Consider the following 19,802-nt stretch of genomic DNA (forward strand, 5'->3'; position numbering starts at 1 on the left):
AAAGCGCGTCTTAGGGAAAGCGCGGCGCGCTTTCCCGGGAAAACCGCTACACACTTTCCTGGAATTGCTTCTGAGGATTGCCGGCAGGTGGCGAATCGCTCTCCAAAGGGTGATGGACCATCTGCGCTATTCCGGTCTGCCGTTCGAAGCCCAGCGCGAAGCGTTTCTCGCCATCGTGTTGGCGGATGCGCTCGTCAGCGACGCGCTGGAGCGGGCCCGCACGCTGGCGTTGCCGGATTGGCTGGTGGTGTCCGGCGCGCTCTACAACAGCATCTGGAACCATCTGACCGGCAAGGCGCCGGGCTACGGCATCAAGGATGTCGATCTCTTCTACTTCGATGACAGCGACCTGTCCTACGAGGCCGAGGACGCGGTCATCCGTCGAGCCGCGCAGCATTTCGAGGGGCTGGCTCTGCCGGCCGAGGTGCGCAACCAGGCACGGGTGCATCTGTGGTATCCGCAGAAATTCGGCCAGCCCTGCCCGCGCTATACGAGTTCCAGCGAGTCGGTGAGCTATTTTGCTTCGAAGACGCATGCGGTCGGGGTGCGATACGATGCCGATGGGCAGCTTGAGGTCGTGGCGCCGTTCGGGCTGGATGACCTCTTCGCGTTTCGCATCACGCCCAACCGGCTGATGGATAACAGGCGCACGCATGAGGCCAAGGGGGCGAGGGCGAAGGCGTGCTGGCCGGAGATTACGGTGGTGCCGTGGTGAGACTTACCCTCCCCGTTGTGGGGAGGGTCGGCTCGCTGTCGCAGCGAGGCGGAGACAGAGAGACGGGGTGGGGGTGCGCCTCACGAGGACCCCCACCCCGATCCGCTTCGCGGATCGACCCTCCCCACAAGGGGGAGGGTAAAGGCACTCACCCATTCACCAGCGCCAACAGCTCCTCCGTATAGCGCTTGCCAACCACCTTGTCCGGCGACAGCGCATCGCCGATCGCCGCGACCTCAGCCGCGCTCAGCTCGATCCCGACCGCCGCCGTGTTCTGCTCGAGATGGCGTATCTTTCTTGCGCCGGGGATCGGCACGATGAAGTCGCCCTGGTGCAGCACCCAGGCCAGCGCCAGCTGGGCCGAGGTGACGCCTTTTTCCACCGCCAGCTTTTCCAGCGTCGCAATGACCTTGGCGTTTGCCGCCATGGCGTCGGCCTGGAAACGCGGCAAGGTGCGGCGCCAGTCGTCGTCGCTGAGGGCTTCGGGCTTGGCGATGGTGCCGGTGAGCAGGCCGCGACCGAGCGGGCTGTAGGGGACGAAGCCGATGCCGAGTTCGCGGCAGACATCGAACACTTCGTCTTCGGGGTCGCGGCTCCAAAGCGAGTACTCACTCTGCACGGCAGCGATCGGATGCACGGCGTGCGCCCGGCGGATGGTGGCGGCACTGACCTCCGACAGGCCCAGCGCCCGCACCTTGCCATCGCGCACCAGCTCCGCCATGGCACCGACCGTGTCCTCTATCGGCACGTCGGGATCGACGCGGTGCTGGTAGTAGAGGTCGATAACATCGGTATCGAGCCGCTTCAGCGAGGCTTCGGCCACCGCCTTGACGTGCTCCGGGCGGCTATCGACGCCGACCATGCGTTCGAGGCCCGAGCCTTCCTCGGAAATCTTGAAGCCGAATTTGGTCGCGATCGTCACCTTGTCGCGCACCGGCTTCAACGCCTTGCCGAGAAGTATCTCGTTCTCAAAGGGGCCGTAAACTTCGGCCGTGTCGAAAAACGTCACGCCGATCTCGACAGCGCGGCGCAAAGTGGCGATTGCGTCGGCCTCTGCCTGACCGCCATAGGCGAAGCTCATGCCCATGCAGCCGAGGCCGACGGGGAAGACTTCGAGCTCAGTACCAAGTTTGCGGGTTTTCATGGCGCATCTCCTTGTTGCGATGAAACAGAGATAGCGCCTGGCTTTACGTTCGATAATTGGCTGTCATTCGCACGGGCTGTTCTATAAAATAGAGCAATGAACCGAGCGCATCTTTCTCAACTCGCTGTACTGGCAACAGTCGCCCAATGCGGTAGTTTTCGCGGCGCGGCGCGCGAACTGGCCATCGCGCCCTCGGCAGTTAGCCATGCCGTGTCCAGCCTGGAGGCGCGGCTCGGCGTGCGGCTTTTGGCGCGCAGCACCCGCAGCGTGGCACCAACGGAGGAGGGCGCGCAGCTGCTCGAACGGCTGCGGCCGGCGCTGTCCGAGATCGATCTGGCGCTGGAAACGGCGATCGAGGCGCGCGACCGGCCGGCCGGGAACCTGCGGCTGACCGTGCCGCGCACCGCGGCCCACCTGGCATTGACGCCCAGGCTCGGCGGCTTTGCCGCGGCCTATCCCGACATCGTGCTGGAAATCGTCATCGAGGATCGCTTCACCGACGTCGTCGAAGGCGGCTTCGATGCCGGCGTGCGGCTCGGTGAGAGCCTGCAGCGCGACATGATCGCGGTGCGCATCGGACCGGACCTTCGCGGCGCCGCGGTCGGCGCGCCATCCTATTTCGCGACCATGCCAAGACCCCGCCATCCGCGCGATCTTGCCGACCACCGCTGCATCCGCTTCCGTTTTTCCAGCGGCATTCTTTACCGCTGGGAATTCGAGAAGGATGGCGAAGAGATCGAGATCGCGGCGCAAGGGCCGCTGATCCTCGACGAAGACCATCTGATCGCCCAGGCAGCGGTCGACGGCGCAGGGCTCGCCTTCGTCTTCGACGATTATGTGCGCGCGCCGCTCGCCGACGGCCGCTTGATCCGCGTGCTGGAAGACTGGTGTCCGCCCTTCGACGGTTTCTTCGTCTACTACCCCAGCCGCCGCCAGATGCGCCCGGCGCTGCGGGCGTTTGTGGATTTCTTCAAGGTCGGTGCTTAGCCACCTCCCCCTTGTGGGGAGGGTCGATCCGCGTAGCGGATCGGGGTGGGGGTCTTCGTAGGGCGCTACCCCCCACCCCGTCGCTTCGCGCCGACCCTCCCCACAAGGGGGAGGGTGGAAGAAAGCCCAGCTGCCATTCGTTCACCAGCCATGCCGGCATTCATCACCAACAACTCAACCCGCTACGGCTGGGCGGCGATCGTCCTCCACTGGCTGATCGGCATCCTGTTCATCGGCCAGTTCATGCTCGGCTTCATCATGGTGCGGTTGACCAGCCAGCGCACCGCCTTCGAGCTGATCCAGCTGCACAAATCCTTCGGCTTCCTGCTGCTCGGCCTCCTCATCCTGCGCATTGCCTGGCGGCTCGGCAATGCGGCCCCGGCCTTGCCGGCCTCGGTCGGAGGCCTGGAGCGTCGGACGGCGCCGCTGGCGCATCTGGCACTTTATGGCTTCCAGCTCGCGGTGCCGCTGTCCGGCTGGGCACTGGTTTCGGTGTCGATGCTGGAGATCCCCAGCATGCCGTTCAACCTTTTCGTGATGCCGAACCTGCCGCTCGGCGTGTCCGATGCGGCGGAAAACTTCTGGGCGGCAGCACACTGGTATCTCGCCTATGCCGGCATTGCCTTGGTTGCGCTGCATGCGCTGGCGGCGCTGCGGCATCATTTCTGGCTGCGCGACAGCGTGCTCACGCGCATGATCACGCCTTCGTCAGATCAGGACATGGAATAGCGCGCGCCGCGCATTCGTTCATTGGAGTGAGGGCGCAACACTTCGCCTGCCCCAGTAAGGACAAAACCCATGTATGCGCGCATCTTCGGATTGGCGGCTGTTGCCGCTTGCCTTGCCATGCCTGTCTCCGCCGCTGTGGACCTCGGCGACGCCGCCGGCAGCTACACGGTCAACCCGGCCAGCTCCAGCATTCGCTTCTCCATCGGCAAGGTCGGTGGCGGCGGCCTCGACGGCGCCTTTGGCCGCTTCAAGGGCTCCATCCGCATCGACAACAGCGATGTCGGCCGTTCCGCGGTCAACTTCACCATCTATCCCGAAAGCGTCGGCACCGGCCAGGGCCGCATCGACGCCTTCCTGCGCTCCGATGCGGTGTTCGACGTGGCCAACAGCCCCGAAATCCAGTTCCGCTCGACCAGCGTAACCCGAACCAGCGACACCACGGCGCTGGTCAGCGGCCGGCTGACGGCGCGCGGCAAGACGTTTGCGGAAAAGTTCACTGCCGAGCTCGGCGGGCTGAAGGGCGGCGTCATTAAATTCCACGTCACCGGCAAGGTGCTGCGCTCCCGGTACGGCATGGATGTCGGCACGCCGATCTATTCGAATATCGTCAATTTCGACATGACGCTAACGGGCAAGCGAGGCTAGCAGGACCAGCGATCCGCATTGGCTTTTCCTGCAATTTCGGGCAAACCTCCTCGCCTGTAAATCGATAGGAGAAGCCTGATGTTCCGATGGGGTGTTTTGTCGACGGCCAAGATCGGCCGCGAGCAATTGTTGCCGGCAATCGTCGAGGCCGAGAATGGCGTTTTGTCCGCGATCGCCAGCCGCGACCTGTCGAAGGCCGAGGCCCTGGGCGAGCGGTTCGGCGCCAGGCATGCCTTTAGTTCGTATGAGGAGCTGCTGGCTTCGAAAGACGTCGACGGCGTCTACATCCCGCTGCCGACCTCGCAGCATGTCGAGTGGACGGCCAAGGCCATCGAAGCGGGCAAGCATGTGCTGGTGGAAAAGCCGCTGGCGCTCGACGCCAAGAATATCGCACCGCTGATCAAGCTGCGCGACCAGAAGAAGGTGCTGGTCTGCGAGGCCTTCATGGTCATCTACCACCCGCAATGGATCAAGGTGCGCGATCTCATCGCCGATGGCGCCATCGGCCGGCTGCGCCATGTGCAGGGCGCCTTCTCCTATTACAATGTCGATCCCACCAACATGCGCAACCAGCTCGATCTCGGCGGCGGCGCGCTGCCTGATATCGGCGTCTATCCGACGGTGTCGACGCGGTTTTCGAGCGGCAAGGAGCCACTGCGCGTGCAGGCGACGATCGAGCGCGACAAGAAATTCGGCACCGACATCTATTCCTCGATCCGCGCCGATTTCGGCGATTTCGAACTGTCCTTCTATCTGTCGACGCAGATGGCGGCGCGGCAGGTGATGGTGTTCCACGGCGAGAAGGGTTTCATCGAGGTGTTCTCGCCGTTCAATGCCGGGCTCTACGACCATCACCGCATCGAATTGCACAACCAGAACCATACGGAGGCGCAGGTGTTCCGCTTTCCCGGCACGCAGCAATACCGGCGCGAGGTCGAGACGTTTGCCAGGGCGGCACAGGGTGGCAAGGAGCGTGTCTTCACGCTGGAGGAGTCCGTGCTCAACCAGAAGGTCATCGACGCCATCTTCCGCGCCGGCGGCAAGGAAGGCTGGGAGGCCGTCTGATACAGCAATCTTAGCGGGTAATTTCATGGGAGAAGGGCGTCCGCATTGTGCATGCGGACGCTCCTTTCCTGTTGAACTGACGATCTCACGCGCCTCTGAGCGTCAGGTGCAAGGTCTCGGCGAAGCGGTCGGGATAGGGCGCAAAGCCCATGTGGTCGCCGGGGAAGGCGGCGCGCTTGCTGCCGAGCCCGTCGGCCAGCGCCTTGCCCATGCCGTCGATCGGCTGGCCGATGGACTCTTCGCCGATGCCGACCACGACCGGGCGGCCGCGCAGCGCCTCGATATCAGGACGGTAGAGCGACAGCGGCATGACGCCATGCGCCAGCCAGTATTCGAAATTGCCGCTGACCCTGGCAAAGGTCTCGGCCTCCTCGGGCGACGGTTCGAACGAAGGCGGTCCGTCCTGCGGCCCGGCTTCATCCTGACCCGGCCCTTCCGACAGGCTGTTCTCGCTGAAGAATTTCTGCATCGCCGCCTCGACACCCTGGCTGCGATAGGTGTCGTGCAGGTCGCGCATGCCGGCCAGTGACGGCGACGGGTCGTCGAGCAGCATCATGCTGGGCGGCTCATGCGCCACCAGTGCACGAACCCGGCCGGGATGGCGGGCGGCGAGGTTGAGCCCGATCTGGGCGCCGCCGCTGGTGCCGAACACATAGGCCGGTCCGGCGCCAAGCGCCTCGATCAATCGCGCGGCATCGTCGCCATGGACATCGAGGTCCTGCTCTTGCGGCTCTCCGTCGAAGGTGCTGCGCGAATTGCCGCGCGGATCATAGGCGACCACCGTGTAGCGGTCGGCGAGGTGGCCCGCGACATCGGCGAAGACGCCGGCGTCCTGCGGTCCGCCGGGGATTATCAACAGTACGGGGCCGGAACCGCGCATCTCATAATAGAGGCTGGCGCCCGGTACTTTCAGCGTCGACGTTTGGGGGGTCATGTCCATCTCTCCTGTTGTTCTCATGTCAAAGTTCGGCTTTGCGCCGGGTCCGATCATTTGCTGGCGACAACCATGCGGTTGCCCTCGCTGTCGCGGAATTCGGCGACTGTGCGGCCCGGCTGCCAAGGCGCTTCCTGCGGCTCGGTGATGATTTCGACGCCGCGCGCCTTCAGGCCCGCGACCGTTGCCTCGACATCGCCATCAACGAGCACCAGCACGGGCTCAGTGCCCGGCGTGTCATCGGGGCGTTTGACGAAATGCAAATTGGTGACGGCGCCGGGAAATGTCAGCTCGATCCAGCGCCAGCCGCTGTCGCCCATCAGCTGGTCCTCCGCCACTTGGCAAGCAAGATGTCCGGTGTAGAAGGCCTTGGCGCGGTCCTGGTCGAACACCGGCAATTCGGCAAACTGGATGTGCATGATGGGTCTCTCCTGCTCCTGGACGGCTGCCGCGCAGCCGTCGACGGGAAAGACGATCCGGACGATCGAAAAGATTCGCCGGGCGACGAATCTTTTCGAGGCCGCGAAACGTCTTCTCTGTGCAGAGTTGAAAAACAGGAGACGACAATGGGCTACAATCTCATCCGCTACGGCGTGAAGGACGAAAGCATCGCCGAGAACCGTATGCTGGTTGCACAGGTGTTCGAGGCACTCGACGACACGAAGCCGCAATCCGTGCGCTACCTCGTCCTGGAACTGGAGAATGGCGAGTTCATCCATCTTGTCAGCCAGGATGGCGACGGCCTGACGGGGCTCGCAGCCTTCAAGGCCTTCAGCGCCGATCATGCCGGGCGCCGCTCGACGCCGCTTGCCAGATCGCCGGCAAAGATCGTCGGCAATTATCGTATGCTGGCCGGCGAGGTCGTGCCGGCTTGAATGCAAAGACCGGCATTTTGGGAACGGACAGGATGAACACAGCAAAACTCGACCGCGTTGCCCTGGAGGCGATGCTCGGCGCCTTGCGACCGAAGCTGCACCGCTACTGCGCCCGCATGGCCGGCTCGGTGATCGATGGCGAGGACATCGTCCAGGAGACACTGATCAAGGCACTGCAGGCCATCGACGGCGACGCCACCGTTGGGCGTCCGGAGCAATGGCTGTTCCGCATAGCCCACAATGCCGCGCAGGATCATCTGCGCCGGCGCCAGCGGGAGCAGGCGCGCATGAGCGAGACCGACATGACGACGATCGAAGACCCCTCAGCAAGCGCCGATGCGAGGCTCGCCACCGCCGCCAGCCTGCGAAGCTTCATGCAGCTGGCAACAGTGCAGCGCAGCGCCGTGATCCTTGTCGACGTGCTTGGCCTCAGCCTGCACGAAACCTGCGAAGTGTCCGGCGCGACCCTGGCTGCGACCAAGGCAGCGCTCCATCGCGGGCGGTCGCAGCTGCGCCTGCTGGCGTCACAGGACGAGCAGGCGCCTGCCCCAAAGCTCGACGCCGGTGACGAGCGGCGCCTGCGCCGCTATGTCGACCTGTTCAACGCGCGCGACTTCGACGCCGTGCGCGCGTTGATCGCCGAGGATATCCAGCTTGAAATCGTCAACCGCACCCGCATGCGCGGTAAGGCGCAGGTTTCCAACTATTTCGGCAATTACGACCGTGTCCAGGACTGGGCGCTGTCGCTCGGCTTCGTCGACGGCAGGCCGGCCATCCTGATCCGCAACCCGCAAGCGGGAGATGACGCCGTGCGCGGCTTCATGCTGGTCGACTGGCAGGATGGAAAGGTCAGCCATATCCGCGATTTCCGCTACGCGCCCTATTGCCTTGCCGATGCGGACATCCGCTTCATCGACGCGTAAGCATCGGCCAGAGAGCGCAGGCTTCGCGCCTCAGGCGAAGCTTTGCAAATTGGCGTCCTGCAGCTTGGAGCCGGCGAGCAAGGCCTCGAGCACCTGCTTCTTGAGCGACAGGCACTGCGAGCGGGCAAGCTTTGCGATGGCCGAGACTTCGGCCAGCTCGCAGGCAAGCACCAACTCCTTCTGCTGGCCGATGATCGCTTGCGTGAAGTCGCGCGATTTGAAGCCGAGATGGAGGACACGCTCCGACTGGTCGAGCGTTTGGTCGAGCAGGCGAACTAGGCGCAGATTGCCAGAGAGTTCAGCCAGGGCCAGGCGAAAGGCGCGGTCGGCCGCTAGAAAGGCGACATGGCTGCGCAGCGTCTCCGGCTTCAGCACCTTCTGCGCCGCCAGCCTGATGTCGTCGAGCCCGCGTTCGGTGAGGTTTGCCGCGGCCACCCGGAACACTTCCGGTTCGATCAGGCTGCGGACGTCGAAGATCTCGTTGACGTCGCGCAGGCTAAGCGGTGCGATGACATAACCGCGGCGCGGCTCGCTCTTGATCAGCCCTTCCTGCGTCAGGCGGGCCAAAGCCGAGCGGATCGTCGCCTTCCTGATCTGGTAGCGGTCGCCGATCTGCTTTTCGGTCAGGCTTTCGCCGGGTTGCAGGACGCAGGCGACGATGTCGCTCTTCAGCTGCTCATAAGCTTCCTCGCTGCGCAATATGTCGGCGGTCGACGGCGCCTTGACGGCGGACGGTGACACTGATTTCGGAAGAGCCATATCTGCCTGCCCGTTTGGTCTGCCCGCGTGGTCTGCCCGCGTGGTCTGCCCGCGTAGTCTGCCCGCGTAGTCTGCTTGCCGGTTTCGACCATCCGGTTGACGGGTCTGTCGGCATTCGCTAGCCTGAGCATCTCAGCTGTATTGGTTGAGCTTCCCAATGGAGATGACGACAAATGTCTCTTGCCGCCAACTCGCCTCTCTACGCCGTAACCGCCGATATCGTCAACGCAGCCAAAGGTGCTCATGCCATCGAACGGGTCAAGGCGGTGCTGCGCGAACACACCGATCGCTTCCATGCATCAGGCGTGCTCGCGCATGAGGAAGACGACGATGAGGTGCTGCTGCATGCCAGCCCTGACTTGACCATCTACCACATCACGCTTTCGCCCGGCCTGCAGTACCCGCCGCACAACCATCTGATGGATGCGCTGATCGGCATCTACAAGGGCAGCGAGACCAACTTCATCTATCCCGTCGACGGCAGCGAGATCGATGCGCCGGAACGCCACGACGTCGCGGCGCCCGCGGTGGTGCATATGAACCCGGATACGGTGCATGCGGTCGCCAACACCGGCAGCGCCCGCTCGGGCGCACTGCATGTCTATCTCGGCAATCTGACGGAGACCCACCGCCACATGTGGAGCCCGGACAGCACCCACGCCGAGCCGTTTGACAATGAGCGGTATCTGGCTGGAGCGAGGCCTATTGGGCCCTGATCCGGGAAAGGCGGAAGAAAAGTGAGCGTGCTGCGCGGCGGCGTGAATGAGCATTCAGCGTCGCTGCGCCCAGATAACGGTCGCCGCGTACTCTCCCGTTTCAAGAACATCGCAGCGCGTTTATAGCGCAGTCAGGCTGACGACTGGGGTAATAAATGAAGAAGCCCGGAATAGGCGGCGTCCAGTTCTCCAGCACTCGAATGAGGCGGTGCTCGGCAACGTGTTCCGCGACCTGCTCTTCATATGTGAGCTCAAAGACCGGCTAGCGGATCGCAGGAAATCACAGTTTCGGCGGAAATGGCGCGCCCGAAGAGACGCAGCGCGCCTTCGCCTAAGCGCTGATTTTATTGGTCTATTTCTTTAAAAAAAGTAGCACGCCTGTAGCATAAATCAGTGACAAAAGCCCGTACTAGGCACGCTTGGATAATTAGTCCGCGGCGAGCGCGATGGAATGCTCGCCACGTTGCGCACCGAAGGACAGCGGTTCTGCTCTTTTCCGGACGAGCCATTCATCCGGGATACGTCGGTTTTGTTCACGCGCACGGCCGACATCGGGAAGCTCGCTGTGCGCAGACCGATCCCCGGCGTCTCCGACCTATCATGTCGGCCGACCTATGGAACTTCTTGTGCGAGCATAGCCCGAAACCTTCCAGGCGATCTCCCGAAAATATCTACCGAACGGCGCTCGTCCAGATTTCCGGCATGACCCGCTCAGCATCTTAGCGGAGACCGAGGCCTGGCTCGAGTAGAAGGTATACGTCCTTCTAGGGCTTAACCGTAAACGACATGCGGCTTACTCTGACCCACTTCGATGATGTAGCCGTCTGGATCGCGAATGTAACAGCGAGTTTCGCCGTACTTTTCCATCGGTTCCGTGATGAACTCAGCGCCCCGACCTTGCCAACGTCGATAGCAGTAATGAATATCAGCAACGCGGATGTTCATGAAGCTGCTGAGTGAATCGGGATCTGGGGGAACGCCGAGCGTCACCGACGGTTTGTCAGGTGTGGGGCCGCCGCCGATGTTGACGATGAGCCAGGTATTGGCGATGCGGATATATCCCGGCGCGCCGCTGCTATCGCCCAGGCTAAGAATGCGTCCTCCGAAGACCATCTCATAGAATCGAGCTGAGCGTTCGATGTCGGCGACGGTCAGAAAATGCGCGACGGTGAAGCCATGCTGCGGGGGCATTGCATAGATTTCATCCTCAACTCGTACTTCCGTCATCCGCGACTCCTATTTCGAGGTCTTCGCGATCCGCCATGGCCCGCGAGAACAGATTTCAATAGCGCTCCGCCGACACGGGTTTTAGTTGGCCTTTTGTATGATCCGTCTCTTAGCCGACGCCGGCGACGTACACGGCATTCCACCTCCACGGCGTCACACAGCATGGCTGCTTACGTCGAAAACGAAACTATCCCACCTGAACCCCCAGCATGTTTTTCAGGAAAGGCTATCAGGGCTCAAACGCCCTTCGCGGCCAGCAACTTGCGGTATTCCGCGACGGGCATCCCGCCCCAACCCCAATTCTCCATCTCCACTTCCTCAAACACTACCCAGGTCCAGTCCAGCGGCTTCCCGAGGACGTCGAGCAGCACCTCGCTCACGCCCTTGTAGATGGCTGCTTTCTGCTCCACAGTTACATGATCCACACCAGGCTCGATGCCTTCGCGGGTGAGCTGGACGGTGACAATAGGCATAAGAACCTCCCTTGACTGATGGCTCAGTGGCCAGCGCTCTGGCCGCCGTCGACATGAAGCGTTTCTCCGGTCACGAAAGCGGCATCCTCCAGGTAGAGGACCGCTCCGACGATATCGGAAATCTCACCCAGCCGACCCAGTGGATGCAAGGCCGCCAGCCTCTCGTACGTCTCTGGCGCATGCATCGGCGTCCTGATGACGCCCGGAGACACGGCGTTCACCCGGATTCCGCTGCGGGCATATTCGATCGCCAAACTACGGGTCGCGGCGTCAGCTCCGCCCTTGGTCAGCGAAGCAAGCACCGATGGCACCTTCGAACTGGCCTGCTTCACCAAGCTGGTTGTGATGTTGACGACATGGCCGCCCGCTTGACGTTCCATTGCGGCGATCGCGGCCTGGGTGGCGAAAAAGAAACCGGTCAGATTGGTAGCAACGGCGCGGACATAATCCTCCGCGGTGTAATGCGTGAAACTGCTGGCAAGGAAAACTCCGGCGTTGTTTATCAGCGTGTCGACCCGCCCGAAACGCTGCAGTGTTTCCTCGATCACCCTCGGTCCCGTCGCCGGGTTGCCGATGTCACCCGAGATCGTGAGCAAGTCCGAGCTATCGGAAGATTTGATAGATCGAGAGGTAGCGACAACGCGGTAATTTCGGCCGAGATACGCCTCAACCAACGCCGCGCCAATGCCCTGCGACCCGCCGGTGATGACAACGACTTTACGACCAGTTTCCATGACAGACCTCGGCGATACTGACCACTAACAACCAGACTGCGTCCCGTCATTTTCCAGGTAACACGTATTTGCAGTATGGCCCGGCAACCATCGTCCAATGGTATCGCATATACTTAGGTATCGGGGTTTATACAGCGACCTACCCGCTTTGCGGGCGGGTGGCGTCTCCAAAGCGCCGGGCATTTTTGACTGGGACGAGCACTGCTCGCCAATACTCCGATGCCCATCCACAGGGGGGTGTGTCCGTCTTAAGTATTGCCGACACCTTGGCCCAATAGAATGTTTCGGCGCGGTCTGCTGTCATTTTCCGAAACATCGCGAACGGTGCTTCCGAGGTGCGGCGATGTTAGCGGAGGATCTGGTCATGCTAACAGGACGTGCGAATCCATCATCGGCATCGTGCCAGCCGCTGGCGTGGCATCTTGTCGAAGAGATTAGCCATCGGGTAATCAACGAATATGGCGAAGCGATAGCGATTCTGTCGCTGGCCTCGTCCAGCGGAGAGGCTACGCTGGCGTTAAGGCGCGCAGCGGATCGTCTGCGGGCGATGGCAGAGGCGCATCAATCGCTTCTCGTGCCCATCACTGAGGGATACATCGACCTCGGTGATCATGTTGGGAAGCTGTGTCACAGCCTTTCACGTGCCTCCCTTGGCGAGCGGAGCATTCAGCTGACTGTTGCAACGGACGAAATCCGGCTTGACGCCGCGCGGTGCTGGCCGGTCGGTCTGATCGTCTCCGAGTTGGTCCGGAACGCAGCACGGCACGGCCTAGGGGATAGCCCTGGTTCAATCCGTGTCTCACTGAACAGGAGTGGCAACAGTGTCTGTTGTGTTGTCTGCGACGACGGATGCGCGGCCTATCATCGGCCAGAAGAAAGAGGGCGGTGGTTGATACACGCGCTGACGGCGGAAATTGGGGGCTCGGTGCAATGGAAATTCACCCCGCGTGGATCGATCGTGGGTGTGCGTTTCCCTCTGATAGCGCCCTAGCTTCTGCACCCGAGACTGCTATCGCGCGGTCTGGGTCCCCTATCGGAGTCAAGCAGAGGGCGAGCCGGTTTCACGCGGCAGAGTCGATACGGATCCATGCTACCCGACCGGCGGAACGGAGTGCGCGATCCTTGCCGGTGCTTTTTTCGGGCGTGCAGGATCTCATCCGCCACCTTGCCCACGTTCCGCTCACGCGCGGCAAACCTCGTAGAGAAACCAGCTGCGCCGTTCGCTTTCGTCGATCCATCCTTCGATCAGGCTCGCGGTGGCAATGTCCGAATAGCTATCGCACAGCTCATGGACACGACGCAGCTCCGCAACCAACTGCTTGTTGTCGCCATGAAGCTCTGAGAGCATGTCCTGGGGATCAACATAGTCGGCGTTGTTGTCGAGGATCCGTTGGCGTCCCGCGATATCGGAGATCGAACGGATCGTGGTTCCGCCGATCTTACGCGCACGCTCCGCGATCGCGTCGGTCATCGCGAAAATCTGGTCGCCATGCTCGTCGAGCAAGAGATGATAGTCCCGGAAATTCGGACCACTCATGTGCCAGTGGAAATTCTTGGTCTTAAGATACAAGGCGAACACGTCAGCAAGCAGACCGGCCAGGCCGGCAGCGATGTCGCGGGTTGCCTCGGAACCAAGGTCTGTCGGAGTGCGAAGGAAGCGATCCGAACCGGCTGTCTTGCTCAACTGTTGCGTCATTTTTCAACTTCCCTCTATAGGCCGCGCACCGGCGCCGTTTCGACAAACCACATAGGAAATGCCGTGTTCTGATCCAATCAGACGAAGGTGTCGGACGATCGTAGGGACGCTACGCATCGTACTTTGGGCTTCAAGCGTGAATTGGCGCAAGGAGGATTTGGCCGCCTTCACCGTCAAACCCCGTAAAAAACTACCGTATTGAAATGGTTAAGCTCAAGCTGCTTGCCGACACCTAGGTGCTATGGACGGTGTCGGACAGTACCGGCATCGTGTACGCGTCGTTAAACCGATGTCCAAATGACGAAGACCTGTCGCCGATACCGCTTGGGCCAAGCACGACGCGTCGTAGCATCGCGTCGCTCGATGAAGTCCTCGTCGTCATGATGGAAACTGGGGTTGCGCCCGTTCCCGGCCTCTCTGCGGCGAGTGTATTCGCGGTCCGTTTGAGCGGCGGATGCCTTCAGGTATCTCCATCTGGTTTCAGCAACGCTTCTGAACGCAAGGACCTCGTGCATGGCTGATCAACCGGACAAGTCCGCCACCGCTCAGCCGGTAACCGTCGAATCCAGCAGCCTGCGCGATCAGGTGGCGACGATCAAACGGGCGCTGATCGGCTCACCGGTGCGCAAGTGGCTGGTCTGGACGTCGGTCGGCATCATGGCGGTCATCGTCGCGACGTCGATCGGCCAGGTTCTGCTCAACCGCTGGAACCAGCCTTTCTACGATGCGCTGGCGCGTCGCGACATGGCGGCCTTCCTGCATCAGCTGATGATCTTTGCCGTGATTGCCGGCACGCTGCTCCTGCTCAACATCGCTCAGACCTGGCTCAACCAGATGATCCGGCTGAAGCTGCGCGAGGCGCTGACGCTCGACCTGATCGACCAATGGATGCGGCCGGCGCGGGCCTTCCGGCTCGCCAATGCCGGCGCCATCGGCGTCAATCCCGACCAGCGCATGCAGCAGGATGCCGCGCATCTGTCCGATCTGTCGACGGACCTCGGCGTCGGCCTGCTGCAATCCTTCATCCTGCTGGTGTCGTTCGTCGGCGTGCTTTGGCAACTCTCGTCGGGCTTCGTCTTCCACATCAACGGCTGGTCGCTGGCGATACCGGGCTACATGGTCTGGGCCGCGTTCCTCTATGCCGGCATCGCCTCCTGGCTGAGCTGGCTGGTCGGGCGGCCGCTGATCCGCCTCAACAGCGACCGCTACACCCGCGAGGCCGAGCTGCGTTCCGGGATGGTGCGCGTCAACGAGAATGTCGACGCCATCGCGCTCTATCACGGCGAAGCCGATGCCAAGAGACGGCTCGAAATCGACCTTGGCACGGTGCTGGGCGCGATGCGAAACATCTACAAAGCGCAGATCAACCTTTCCTGGGTGACCGATACCTATGGCTGGATCACCGTGGTGGCGCCGATCCTTGTGGCATCGCCGGTCTATTTTTCAGGCGATATCAGCTTTGGCGGGTTGATGATGGCGGTCGGCGCCTTCAACCAGGTGCACTCGTCGCTGCGCTGGTTCATCAACAATATCGGCGGCATCGCCGACTGGCGCGCCACGCTGATGCGCGTTGCCGACTTCCGCATTGCGCTCGATGAAACCGATGTGTTGCACGACAAGGAAAAGCGCATCGAATTCGGCGATAACGCCAATGGCAGCCTGACCTTCGAGAAGCTCCAAGTGGCCTCGCCGGAGGGCTGCACCAAACTTTCAGACAGCCATGTCGAGATCCATCCCGGTGAGCGCGTCATGATCACCGGCGACCCAGGCGCCGGCAAGACATTGTTCTTCCGCGCCATTGCCGGCCTTTGGCCCTGGGGCAGCGGGAAAATCGGCCTGCCGGCTGGAGAAACTCTCATCTTCGTGCCGCGTGTTCCGTATTTGCCGGCCGGCACGTTGCGAGAGGTGCTCAATCACGCGAATGGGCATGCGCCCGCCAGCGATGCCGACATTTCGGCCGTGCTGACCGAGGTTGGTCTTGAACGGCTGTCATCGTCACTCGACCGCGTGGGACGCTGGGACCATGAGTTGGCCGATGACGAACAGCGCCTGCTGGGCGTGACCAGGCTCGCGTTGCGGCAGCCGAAGTGGGTGATCATCGACGAAGCGATGGATGCGTTCGACGGACCCTCGCTGAGGCGCGTGCTGACGATGCTGGAAAAGCATCTGAAGGGAGCCGCGATCATCAATATCGGGCGCGGCCAGCATCACAACCGGTTCTTTCCGCGTGGCCTGACAATCGTCAACGACACCGGTGCCAAGCCGCTGAAACCTGTTCGTGTCAGGGCCGGCGCCATTGATCCGGAGCCGGCTGCCGTCCGCCGCGAGCAATAGATCGATATTCAGATCGCATCGGGTGGTACCATCGCCTGTCCGGTTGGACAGCGTCCCTCACGTCCATATTTTGCGCGATGACTACGCAGTTCACTTGATGCAGCGCTTATCCTGCAGGGGACCTGCAGATCAGAGGTTCGCAGCGCGATTGAGGGTCGTGCCCGTTTGATCACCGAGCGATGGGCCCGCCCTGCCAGACCGACACCATGGTCTTGGCGACACGTTCGTCCAATCGCGGGCCAGCACCCAATGCATCATCTTCGAGGCACCGAGCAGGTAAACATCCAAGGAGCTTCCAGTGGACACCACGACAACCACCCCGCAGATTCGCCTGACACGCCGGACGCCCACCTATTGGCGAGTCACATTCGACAATGCCCCGCTCAACGTCATGGGTCCACAGATGGTGAAAGAGTTCACCCATCTGATTGACGCCATTGAGGCTGACGAAGATCTTCGGGTGGTGGTGTTCGACAGTAGCGTCGAGGGATACTTCCTCAACCATTCAGACTTCAAGGCGCGGATCGAGGATATGCTCGCGCTGCCGCCGGGACCGACGGGCCTGCCGCCCTGGCCGGATTTTCTTGTGCGGCTGACGCGCGCGCCGGTGGCCTCGATCGCCCTCATCCGCGGCCGCGCTACGGGCAACGGGAGCGAAATCACCCTTTCCTGCGATATGGCTTTCGCCAGCAAGGAAAAGGCCATCATTTCACAGTGGGAGGTTGGCGTGGGTATGGTCGCCGGCGGCGGACCGATGGCTCGCCTGCCTCACCTGATCGGTCGCAATCGCGCCATGGAGGTTCTGTTGACCTCCGAGGACATCCGTGGAGAACAGGCTGAGGCGTATGGCTACGTGAACAAAGCCCTGCCGGACGCGGAGCTCGACGCGTACGTTGATGCGCTCGCCACTCGGATTTCGAGGTTCGACAAATGGGCCATCGGGCAAACCAAGCGTTTGGTCAATACCAGTCTTCCGTCGGATGTAGAGCTGGGCGCAGGATGGGAAGCCTGCATAGCTTCGCTAAGCCGACCCGCCGCTCAGGAAGGCATCAAGTCGCTGACCGCCAAGGGCTTCCAGTCGCCGGGAGATGTCGAGAATCGGCTGGCTTTTCACCTGGGCGAGCTGCCTCAGCGATAGACCGCAGTCGATGGCGACGGCGTCCCCTCAACGATAAGGATCATTCCATGGATCTGCTCACGAAAGCGAAGTCGGTTGCCGAACGTGTGGAGGCAGAAGCGACAAAGGTCAACGTCCCTGTCGCAGTATGTATTATCGATGTTCACGGCAATCTGGTTCTCCAACACCGGATGAACGGCGCGCCTGTCTTCGCGCTCGAGATTTCCGAGCGCAAGGCGTATACTTCGGCACTGGTACGCCTTCGCACGGCGGACATCCTGCCGCTCGTACAGCCGGGCCAATCGCTATACGCGTTGCCCACGGTCGGCGGGGGGCGCTTTTGCCCTATGGGTGGAGGTGTTCCGCTGCTCGACGAGCATGGAAATGTGTATGCAGGTGTCGGCGTTAGCGGCGGCACTGCAGAAGAGGATGTTTGGATTGTGGAAGCTAGTGTCCGCTAACTGCGCTTCGGCCAAATTCGCCAGAACCCTCGGCTAGGGGCGACGGGATCACCTTGGAGCCCAACCGAACATCGGTGTGGGGGGAGAGCAGTAGCCGAGATTTCCATAGCGGTCCTGCGTCCTGTCACAAAATATTGGTCGGAGCGGTCTTGTGGCTAACGTCATGATCGACAAGCGCACCAGGCCATGCACTTTGACCGAGGTACACAGCGTCTCTCGGACACGTACGACGGCGAGTTCATGGGTTGCTCGCCAGCAGTCTGCTGCGGAAGATTTGCTGAACCTTGCTTTGAGAAACATCCCCGGGGCACGATTGTTATCGACCGGCGGGCCGTCCACTACATATGCTTTTTTGAATATGATGATTGCCGGGAACATGGCGTTTTCGACGACGCGGCCCAGCTTACAAAGGCGTAGAACAAGGCGGGCTGCGGACGCCTTTTCCGCTCCGCCGTTGGGTGGCTAGCAGACCGAGTTGCTATAAGTCGAGGCAATCACGACGCTGGCTCAGGCTGCGGCGATAAATAGCGGTTTTGTTGAGCTTGTTGCTCGGCGCAGGCATTCTGCTGCAACCAAAAAGCATTTTCGTTGCCGAGTTCACCAAGTCGCCTTCGAAGTTCTACGGAGAATTAGCTCGGACGACGGCAACGCCGGACTGTCCTCAGTTCAACAGGTCAGGCTGACGCCGCTCGTTTCAATGAACTAGCATCGGCAGAGGCTCGAGCATCTCGCCATCGCTCCGGTAGCTCAGCAGATCGAGGATTTGCGCCTGGATCGTGCGTCGAGCATAACGGCTCGCTCATCAGGGACAAGCAAAGACAACTTCACAAGCGCAATGGGTATCATAACGCGCTGACGCATATATCGCCTGCTATCTGGTGCATATAGCTGTCGACGCGGGATCAGCGTCGGAAGTCTGGTACATGTTGCAACATACCAGACGCCCGCTTGCGCGCCTCGCGGCGGCCGACCGGATCGTGCAGCGCGACCATCTCTCGGCGAAGGTTGGCAGCCGGGTGCCCCTGGTCCTTGGCTCCCGGAAGATCACGGCGATCAAGGCTGCACATCCTGCTGGAACTGCTTTTCGCTGGAAGTAGCCTCCCTTCAGCGAGATGCAGGATGCTGTACTTGCCCGTCCGGAAGTGACGGCAATAATGAGCCTGTCATGGCTAAAATTATTGTCCTAACAACCAGCCATATAATCAGCAGGTTTGCGGCCGTAAAAATGGGAACAGCCAGAATGCCAGCCAAACCAGCGTCGCCACGAACGGCCAATTTTTCAATCGTTGTCGCCAACGCCGTGGCGCCGAAGCTGACGCTCCATAGACCGGCGGAAAAGCGGTCCATGATCCGTGGAAGCAAGCCGGCAAGAAGAATGGCCTGCAGGATTGCGTAACCGATGAGACAGTGAACAAAGACATCTCCGGATGTAGCCGACGAGTTGACATAAGCTAGCGAACAAACCGCTGGAGGGGCGAGCTGTACGCCAAGGGTCGGCCTAATGTGATGTCCGAGCGGTTCGCCAAAATAGAGACGACGGAACAAGACGGAATCGATTGTAAGCCACGAGAAGAGCCCAGCGCCTAAAGCCAGTTGGGCCCACTCAAATTGCCCAAATGCCGACAGGCCAATGCTAAGGACGAACGACGCTGCGGCTACAGGCAGATATAAGGCGGGTGTCGCGTCCGATAGAGCAATTGCGTGTTTCCAGATCCTTTGCGAGTGCCAAAACCCAAATCCAATCGCGAGCACTCCACCGATGCATATCAGAATGGTGGCTACCGTCGCGTCGAACGGCAACACGCTTACCGCAGTTAGCATCATCCCGACACCCACCAGACCAGGGAAGCAACTCTGAACAGGATCCGCGAGCTCAGCTCGTACGGCCAATGGGGCCAACCACAACTTAAAAGCGTAAAGCGTCAAAAGAGCTGTCCATATGCACATGGCCAATACCACGGACGCCACAGCAATTCCTTTGGGGACCGCCCACAGTTGATGCGCGACCTGCCACATTATGGAGAACGAACTTGTCCCGAGGCCGATAGAAAAAAACGAGGCGGGAAACCGAGCTATTGGAGATCGCTCCGTCGGGAGATGAATCAAGGCCTGGTGCTCTAGCGCCACCTTTCCCTTGGAATGCGGTCCAGTCACTTTCGCAACGCCTTCCGATTCGAACCACTCTTTAAAATTGCATCCTCACGAGCCTGCCCCAAAATCGCAGAGCCATCCAATCAAAGGACATGGGCAGCTGAATGCACACCCTAC

General features: G+C 61.3%; 21 protein-coding genes and 1 pseudogene. 12 read left to right on the top strand and 10 right to left on the bottom strand.

What is annotated here, in order from left to right:
- Positions 1–112: 112 nt before the first annotated feature.
- Complete coding sequence (locus tag NLY42_RS06335) at positions 113–715, top strand: nucleotidyltransferase family protein (RefSeq protein WP_023744908.1); 603 nt, start codon at positions 113–115, stop codon at positions 713–715.
- A gap of 148 nt (positions 716–863) precedes the next feature.
- On the opposite strand, the gene NLY42_RS06340 is transcribed toward NLY42_RS06335, so the two are convergent.
- Positions 864–1,859, bottom strand: coding sequence for an aldo/keto reductase (locus tag NLY42_RS06340; protein WP_023755493.1), 996 nt, complete (start codon positions 1,857–1,859; stop codon positions 864–866).
- Between the two features lie 96 nt (positions 1,860–1,955).
- On the opposite strand from NLY42_RS06340, the gene NLY42_RS06345 reads away from it, so the two are divergent.
- The 4 genes from NLY42_RS06345 (at position 1,956) to NLY42_RS06360 (ending at position 5,285) form a co-directional block, all read left to right on the top strand.
- Entirely contained in the window at positions 1,956–2,846 is an 891-nt protein-coding gene (locus NLY42_RS06345) for a LysR family transcriptional regulator (RefSeq protein WP_023681383.1), read from the top strand.
- Positions 2,847–2,996: 150 nt separating this feature from the next.
- Positions 2,997–3,575 (top strand): cytochrome b, encoded by a 579-nt coding sequence (locus tag NLY42_RS06350; RefSeq protein WP_023681382.1) that lies wholly within the window; start codon positions 2,997–2,999, stop codon positions 3,573–3,575.
- Between the two features lie 69 nt (positions 3,576–3,644).
- A complete protein-coding gene (locus NLY42_RS06355) occupies positions 3,645–4,220 on the top strand; it encodes a YceI family protein (protein ID WP_023681381.1) in 576 nt (191 codons plus the stop codon).
- A gap of 78 nt (positions 4,221–4,298) precedes the next feature.
- Positions 4,299–5,285 carry a Gfo/Idh/MocA family protein gene (locus NLY42_RS06360; protein WP_023755494.1) on the top strand — a complete coding sequence of 329 codons (987 nt, stop codon included), beginning with the start codon at positions 4,299–4,301 and terminating at the stop codon, positions 5,283–5,285.
- A gap of 85 nt (positions 5,286–5,370) precedes the next feature.
- On the opposite strand, the gene NLY42_RS06365 is transcribed toward NLY42_RS06360, so the two are convergent.
- The gene (locus tag NLY42_RS06365; protein WP_245261692.1) at positions 5,371–6,219 is read right to left on the bottom strand and encodes an alpha/beta hydrolase; all 849 of its coding nucleotides are present in this window, start codon (positions 6,217–6,219) and stop codon (positions 5,371–5,373) included.
- A 53-nt stretch (positions 6,220–6,272) separates the two neighbouring features.
- Entirely contained in the window at positions 6,273–6,638 is a 366-nt protein-coding gene (locus NLY42_RS06370) for a VOC family protein (RefSeq protein WP_023672270.1), read from the bottom strand.
- 147 nt (positions 6,639–6,785) lie between these two features.
- On the opposite strand from NLY42_RS06370, the gene NLY42_RS06375 reads away from it, so the two are divergent.
- Positions 6,786–7,094, top strand: coding sequence for a hypothetical protein (locus tag NLY42_RS06375; RefSeq protein WP_023681378.1), 309 nt, complete (start codon positions 6,786–6,788; stop codon positions 7,092–7,094).
- 32 nt (positions 7,095–7,126) lie between these two features.
- Positions 7,127–8,017, top strand: a complete 891-nt coding sequence (locus NLY42_RS06380) for a sigma-70 family RNA polymerase sigma factor (protein ID WP_023755495.1) — start codon at positions 7,127–7,129, stop codon at positions 8,015–8,017.
- A 30-nt stretch (positions 8,018–8,047) separates the two neighbouring features.
- Here the strand turns inward: NLY42_RS06380 and NLY42_RS06385 are convergent, their stop codons facing one another.
- The gene (locus tag NLY42_RS06385) at positions 8,048–8,776 is read right to left on the bottom strand and encodes a GntR family transcriptional regulator (protein ID WP_023714481.1); all 729 of its coding nucleotides are present in this window, start codon (positions 8,774–8,776) and stop codon (positions 8,048–8,050) included.
- A gap of 173 nt (positions 8,777–8,949) precedes the next feature.
- Here NLY42_RS06385 and NLY42_RS06390 point away from each other — a divergent pair, with 173 nt between their 5' ends.
- Complete coding sequence (locus NLY42_RS06390; RefSeq protein WP_023755496.1) at positions 8,950–9,492, top strand: autotransporter; 543 nt, start codon at positions 8,950–8,952, stop codon at positions 9,490–9,492.
- 100 nt (positions 9,493–9,592) lie between these two features.
- Here the strand turns inward: NLY42_RS06390 and NLY42_RS06395 are convergent.
- The 4 genes and pseudogenes from NLY42_RS06395 to NLY42_RS06410 all read right to left on the bottom strand — a co-directional run.
- Positions 9,593–9,736: pseudogene (locus tag NLY42_RS06395) on the bottom strand (LysR family transcriptional regulator); the annotation flags it as partial.
- A gap of 527 nt (positions 9,737–10,263) precedes the next feature.
- Positions 10,264–10,719: a VOC family protein gene (locus tag NLY42_RS06400; RefSeq protein WP_023744399.1), complete on the bottom strand. Its 456-nt coding sequence runs from the start codon at positions 10,717–10,719 to the stop codon at positions 10,264–10,266.
- Between the two features lie 236 nt (positions 10,720–10,955).
- The gene (locus NLY42_RS06405; RefSeq protein WP_023737317.1) at positions 10,956–11,192 is read right to left on the bottom strand and encodes a tautomerase family protein; all 237 of its coding nucleotides are present in this window, start codon (positions 11,190–11,192) and stop codon (positions 10,956–10,958) included.
- A 23-nt stretch (positions 11,193–11,215) separates the two neighbouring features.
- Positions 11,216–11,926: an SDR family NAD(P)-dependent oxidoreductase gene (locus NLY42_RS06410; protein ID WP_023755497.1), complete on the bottom strand. Its 711-nt coding sequence runs from the start codon at positions 11,924–11,926 to the stop codon at positions 11,216–11,218.
- Between the two features lie 364 nt (positions 11,927–12,290).
- Here NLY42_RS06410 and NLY42_RS31775 point away from each other — a divergent pair, with 364 nt between their 5' ends.
- A complete protein-coding gene (locus NLY42_RS31775) occupies positions 12,291–12,917 on the top strand; it encodes a sensor histidine kinase (protein ID WP_352806718.1) in 627 nt (208 codons plus the stop codon).
- A gap of 189 nt (positions 12,918–13,106) precedes the next feature.
- Here NLY42_RS31775 and NLY42_RS06415 read toward each other — a convergent pair whose 3' ends face one another.
- A complete protein-coding gene (locus tag NLY42_RS06415; RefSeq protein WP_023737320.1) occupies positions 13,107–13,622 on the bottom strand; it encodes a Dps family protein in 516 nt (171 codons plus the stop codon).
- A 513-nt stretch (positions 13,623–14,135) separates the two neighbouring features.
- On the opposite strand from NLY42_RS06415, the gene NLY42_RS06420 reads away from it, so the two are divergent.
- The 3 genes from NLY42_RS06420 to NLY42_RS06430 all read left to right on the top strand — a co-directional run bounded on the left by NLY42_RS06420 (position 14,136) and on the right by NLY42_RS06430 (position 17,534).
- On the top strand, positions 14,136–15,956 hold the full coding sequence (locus NLY42_RS06420) for an ABC transporter ATP-binding protein/permease (protein WP_286489097.1): 1,821 nt from the start codon (positions 14,136–14,138) through the stop codon (positions 15,954–15,956).
- Between the two features lie 298 nt (positions 15,957–16,254).
- On the top strand, positions 16,255–17,094 hold the full coding sequence (locus NLY42_RS06425) for an enoyl-CoA hydratase/isomerase family protein (RefSeq protein ID WP_031199880.1): 840 nt from the start codon (positions 16,255–16,257) through the stop codon (positions 17,092–17,094).
- A gap of 47 nt (positions 17,095–17,141) precedes the next feature.
- Positions 17,142–17,534: a GlcG/HbpS family heme-binding protein gene (locus NLY42_RS06430; protein ID WP_023734859.1), complete on the top strand. Its 393-nt coding sequence runs from the start codon at positions 17,142–17,144 to the stop codon at positions 17,532–17,534.
- A gap of 1,104 nt (positions 17,535–18,638) precedes the next feature.
- On the opposite strand, the gene NLY42_RS06435 is transcribed toward NLY42_RS06430, so the two are convergent.
- Entirely contained in the window at positions 18,639–19,550 is a 912-nt protein-coding gene (locus NLY42_RS06435) for an SLAC1 family transporter (protein ID WP_050591137.1), read from the bottom strand.
- Positions 19,551–19,802 lie beyond the last annotated feature (252 nt).

This window comes from Mesorhizobium sp. C372A (assembly GCF_030323245.1).
Classification (GTDB): Bacteria; Pseudomonadota; Alphaproteobacteria; order Rhizobiales; family Rhizobiaceae; genus Mesorhizobium.

Bases quoted from the DNA above. Each gene is read 5' to 3' on its own strand.
- NLY42_RS06335 (WP_023744908.1), top strand. From the start codon at position 113: ATGGACCATCTGCGCTATTCCGGTCTGCCGTTCGAAGCCCAGCGCGAA.
- NLY42_RS06340 (WP_023755493.1), bottom strand. From the start codon at position 1,859: ATGAAAACCCGCAAACTTGGTACTGAGCTCGAAGTCTTCCCCGTCGGC.
- NLY42_RS06345 (WP_023681383.1), top strand. From the start codon at position 1,956: ATGAACCGAGCGCATCTTTCTCAACTCGCTGTACTGGCAACAGTCGCC.
- NLY42_RS06350 (WP_023681382.1), top strand. From the start codon at position 2,997: ATGCCGGCATTCATCACCAACAACTCAACCCGCTACGGCTGGGCGGCG.
- NLY42_RS06355 (WP_023681381.1), top strand. From the start codon at position 3,645: ATGTATGCGCGCATCTTCGGATTGGCGGCTGTTGCCGCTTGCCTTGCC.
- NLY42_RS06360 (WP_023755494.1), top strand. From the start codon at position 4,299: ATGTTCCGATGGGGTGTTTTGTCGACGGCCAAGATCGGCCGCGAGCAA.
- NLY42_RS06365 (WP_245261692.1), bottom strand. From the start codon at position 6,219: ATGACCCCCCAAACGTCGACGCTGAAAGTACCGGGCGCCAGCCTCTAT.
- NLY42_RS06370 (WP_023672270.1), bottom strand. From the start codon at position 6,638: ATGCACATCCAGTTTGCCGAATTGCCGGTGTTCGACCAGGACCGCGCC.
- NLY42_RS06375 (WP_023681378.1), top strand. From the start codon at position 6,786: ATGGGCTACAATCTCATCCGCTACGGCGTGAAGGACGAAAGCATCGCC.
- NLY42_RS06380 (WP_023755495.1), top strand. From the start codon at position 7,127: ATGAACACAGCAAAACTCGACCGCGTTGCCCTGGAGGCGATGCTCGGC.
- NLY42_RS06385 (WP_023714481.1), bottom strand. From the start codon at position 8,776: ATGGCTCTTCCGAAATCAGTGTCACCGTCCGCCGTCAAGGCGCCGTCG.
- NLY42_RS06390 (WP_023755496.1), top strand. From the start codon at position 8,950: ATGTCTCTTGCCGCCAACTCGCCTCTCTACGCCGTAACCGCCGATATC.
- NLY42_RS06400 (WP_023744399.1), bottom strand. From the start codon at position 10,719: ATGACGGAAGTACGAGTTGAGGATGAAATCTATGCAATGCCCCCGCAG.
- NLY42_RS06405 (WP_023737317.1), bottom strand. From the start codon at position 11,192: ATGCCTATTGTCACCGTCCAGCTCACCCGCGAAGGCATCGAGCCTGGT.
- NLY42_RS06410 (WP_023755497.1), bottom strand. From the start codon at position 11,926: ATGGAAACTGGTCGTAAAGTCGTTGTCATCACCGGCGGGTCGCAGGGC.
- NLY42_RS31775 (WP_352806718.1), top strand. From the start codon at position 12,291: ATGCTAACAGGACGTGCGAATCCATCATCGGCATCGTGCCAGCCGCTG.
- NLY42_RS06415 (WP_023737320.1), bottom strand. From the start codon at position 13,622: ATGACGCAACAGTTGAGCAAGACAGCCGGTTCGGATCGCTTCCTTCGC.
- NLY42_RS06420 (WP_286489097.1), top strand. From the start codon at position 14,136: ATGGCTGATCAACCGGACAAGTCCGCCACCGCTCAGCCGGTAACCGTC.
- NLY42_RS06430 (WP_023734859.1), top strand. From the start codon at position 17,142: ATGGATCTGCTCACGAAAGCGAAGTCGGTTGCCGAACGTGTGGAGGCA.
- NLY42_RS06435 (WP_050591137.1), bottom strand. From the start codon at position 19,550: ATGTGGCAGGTCGCGCATCAACTGTGGGCGGTCCCCAAAGGAATTGCT.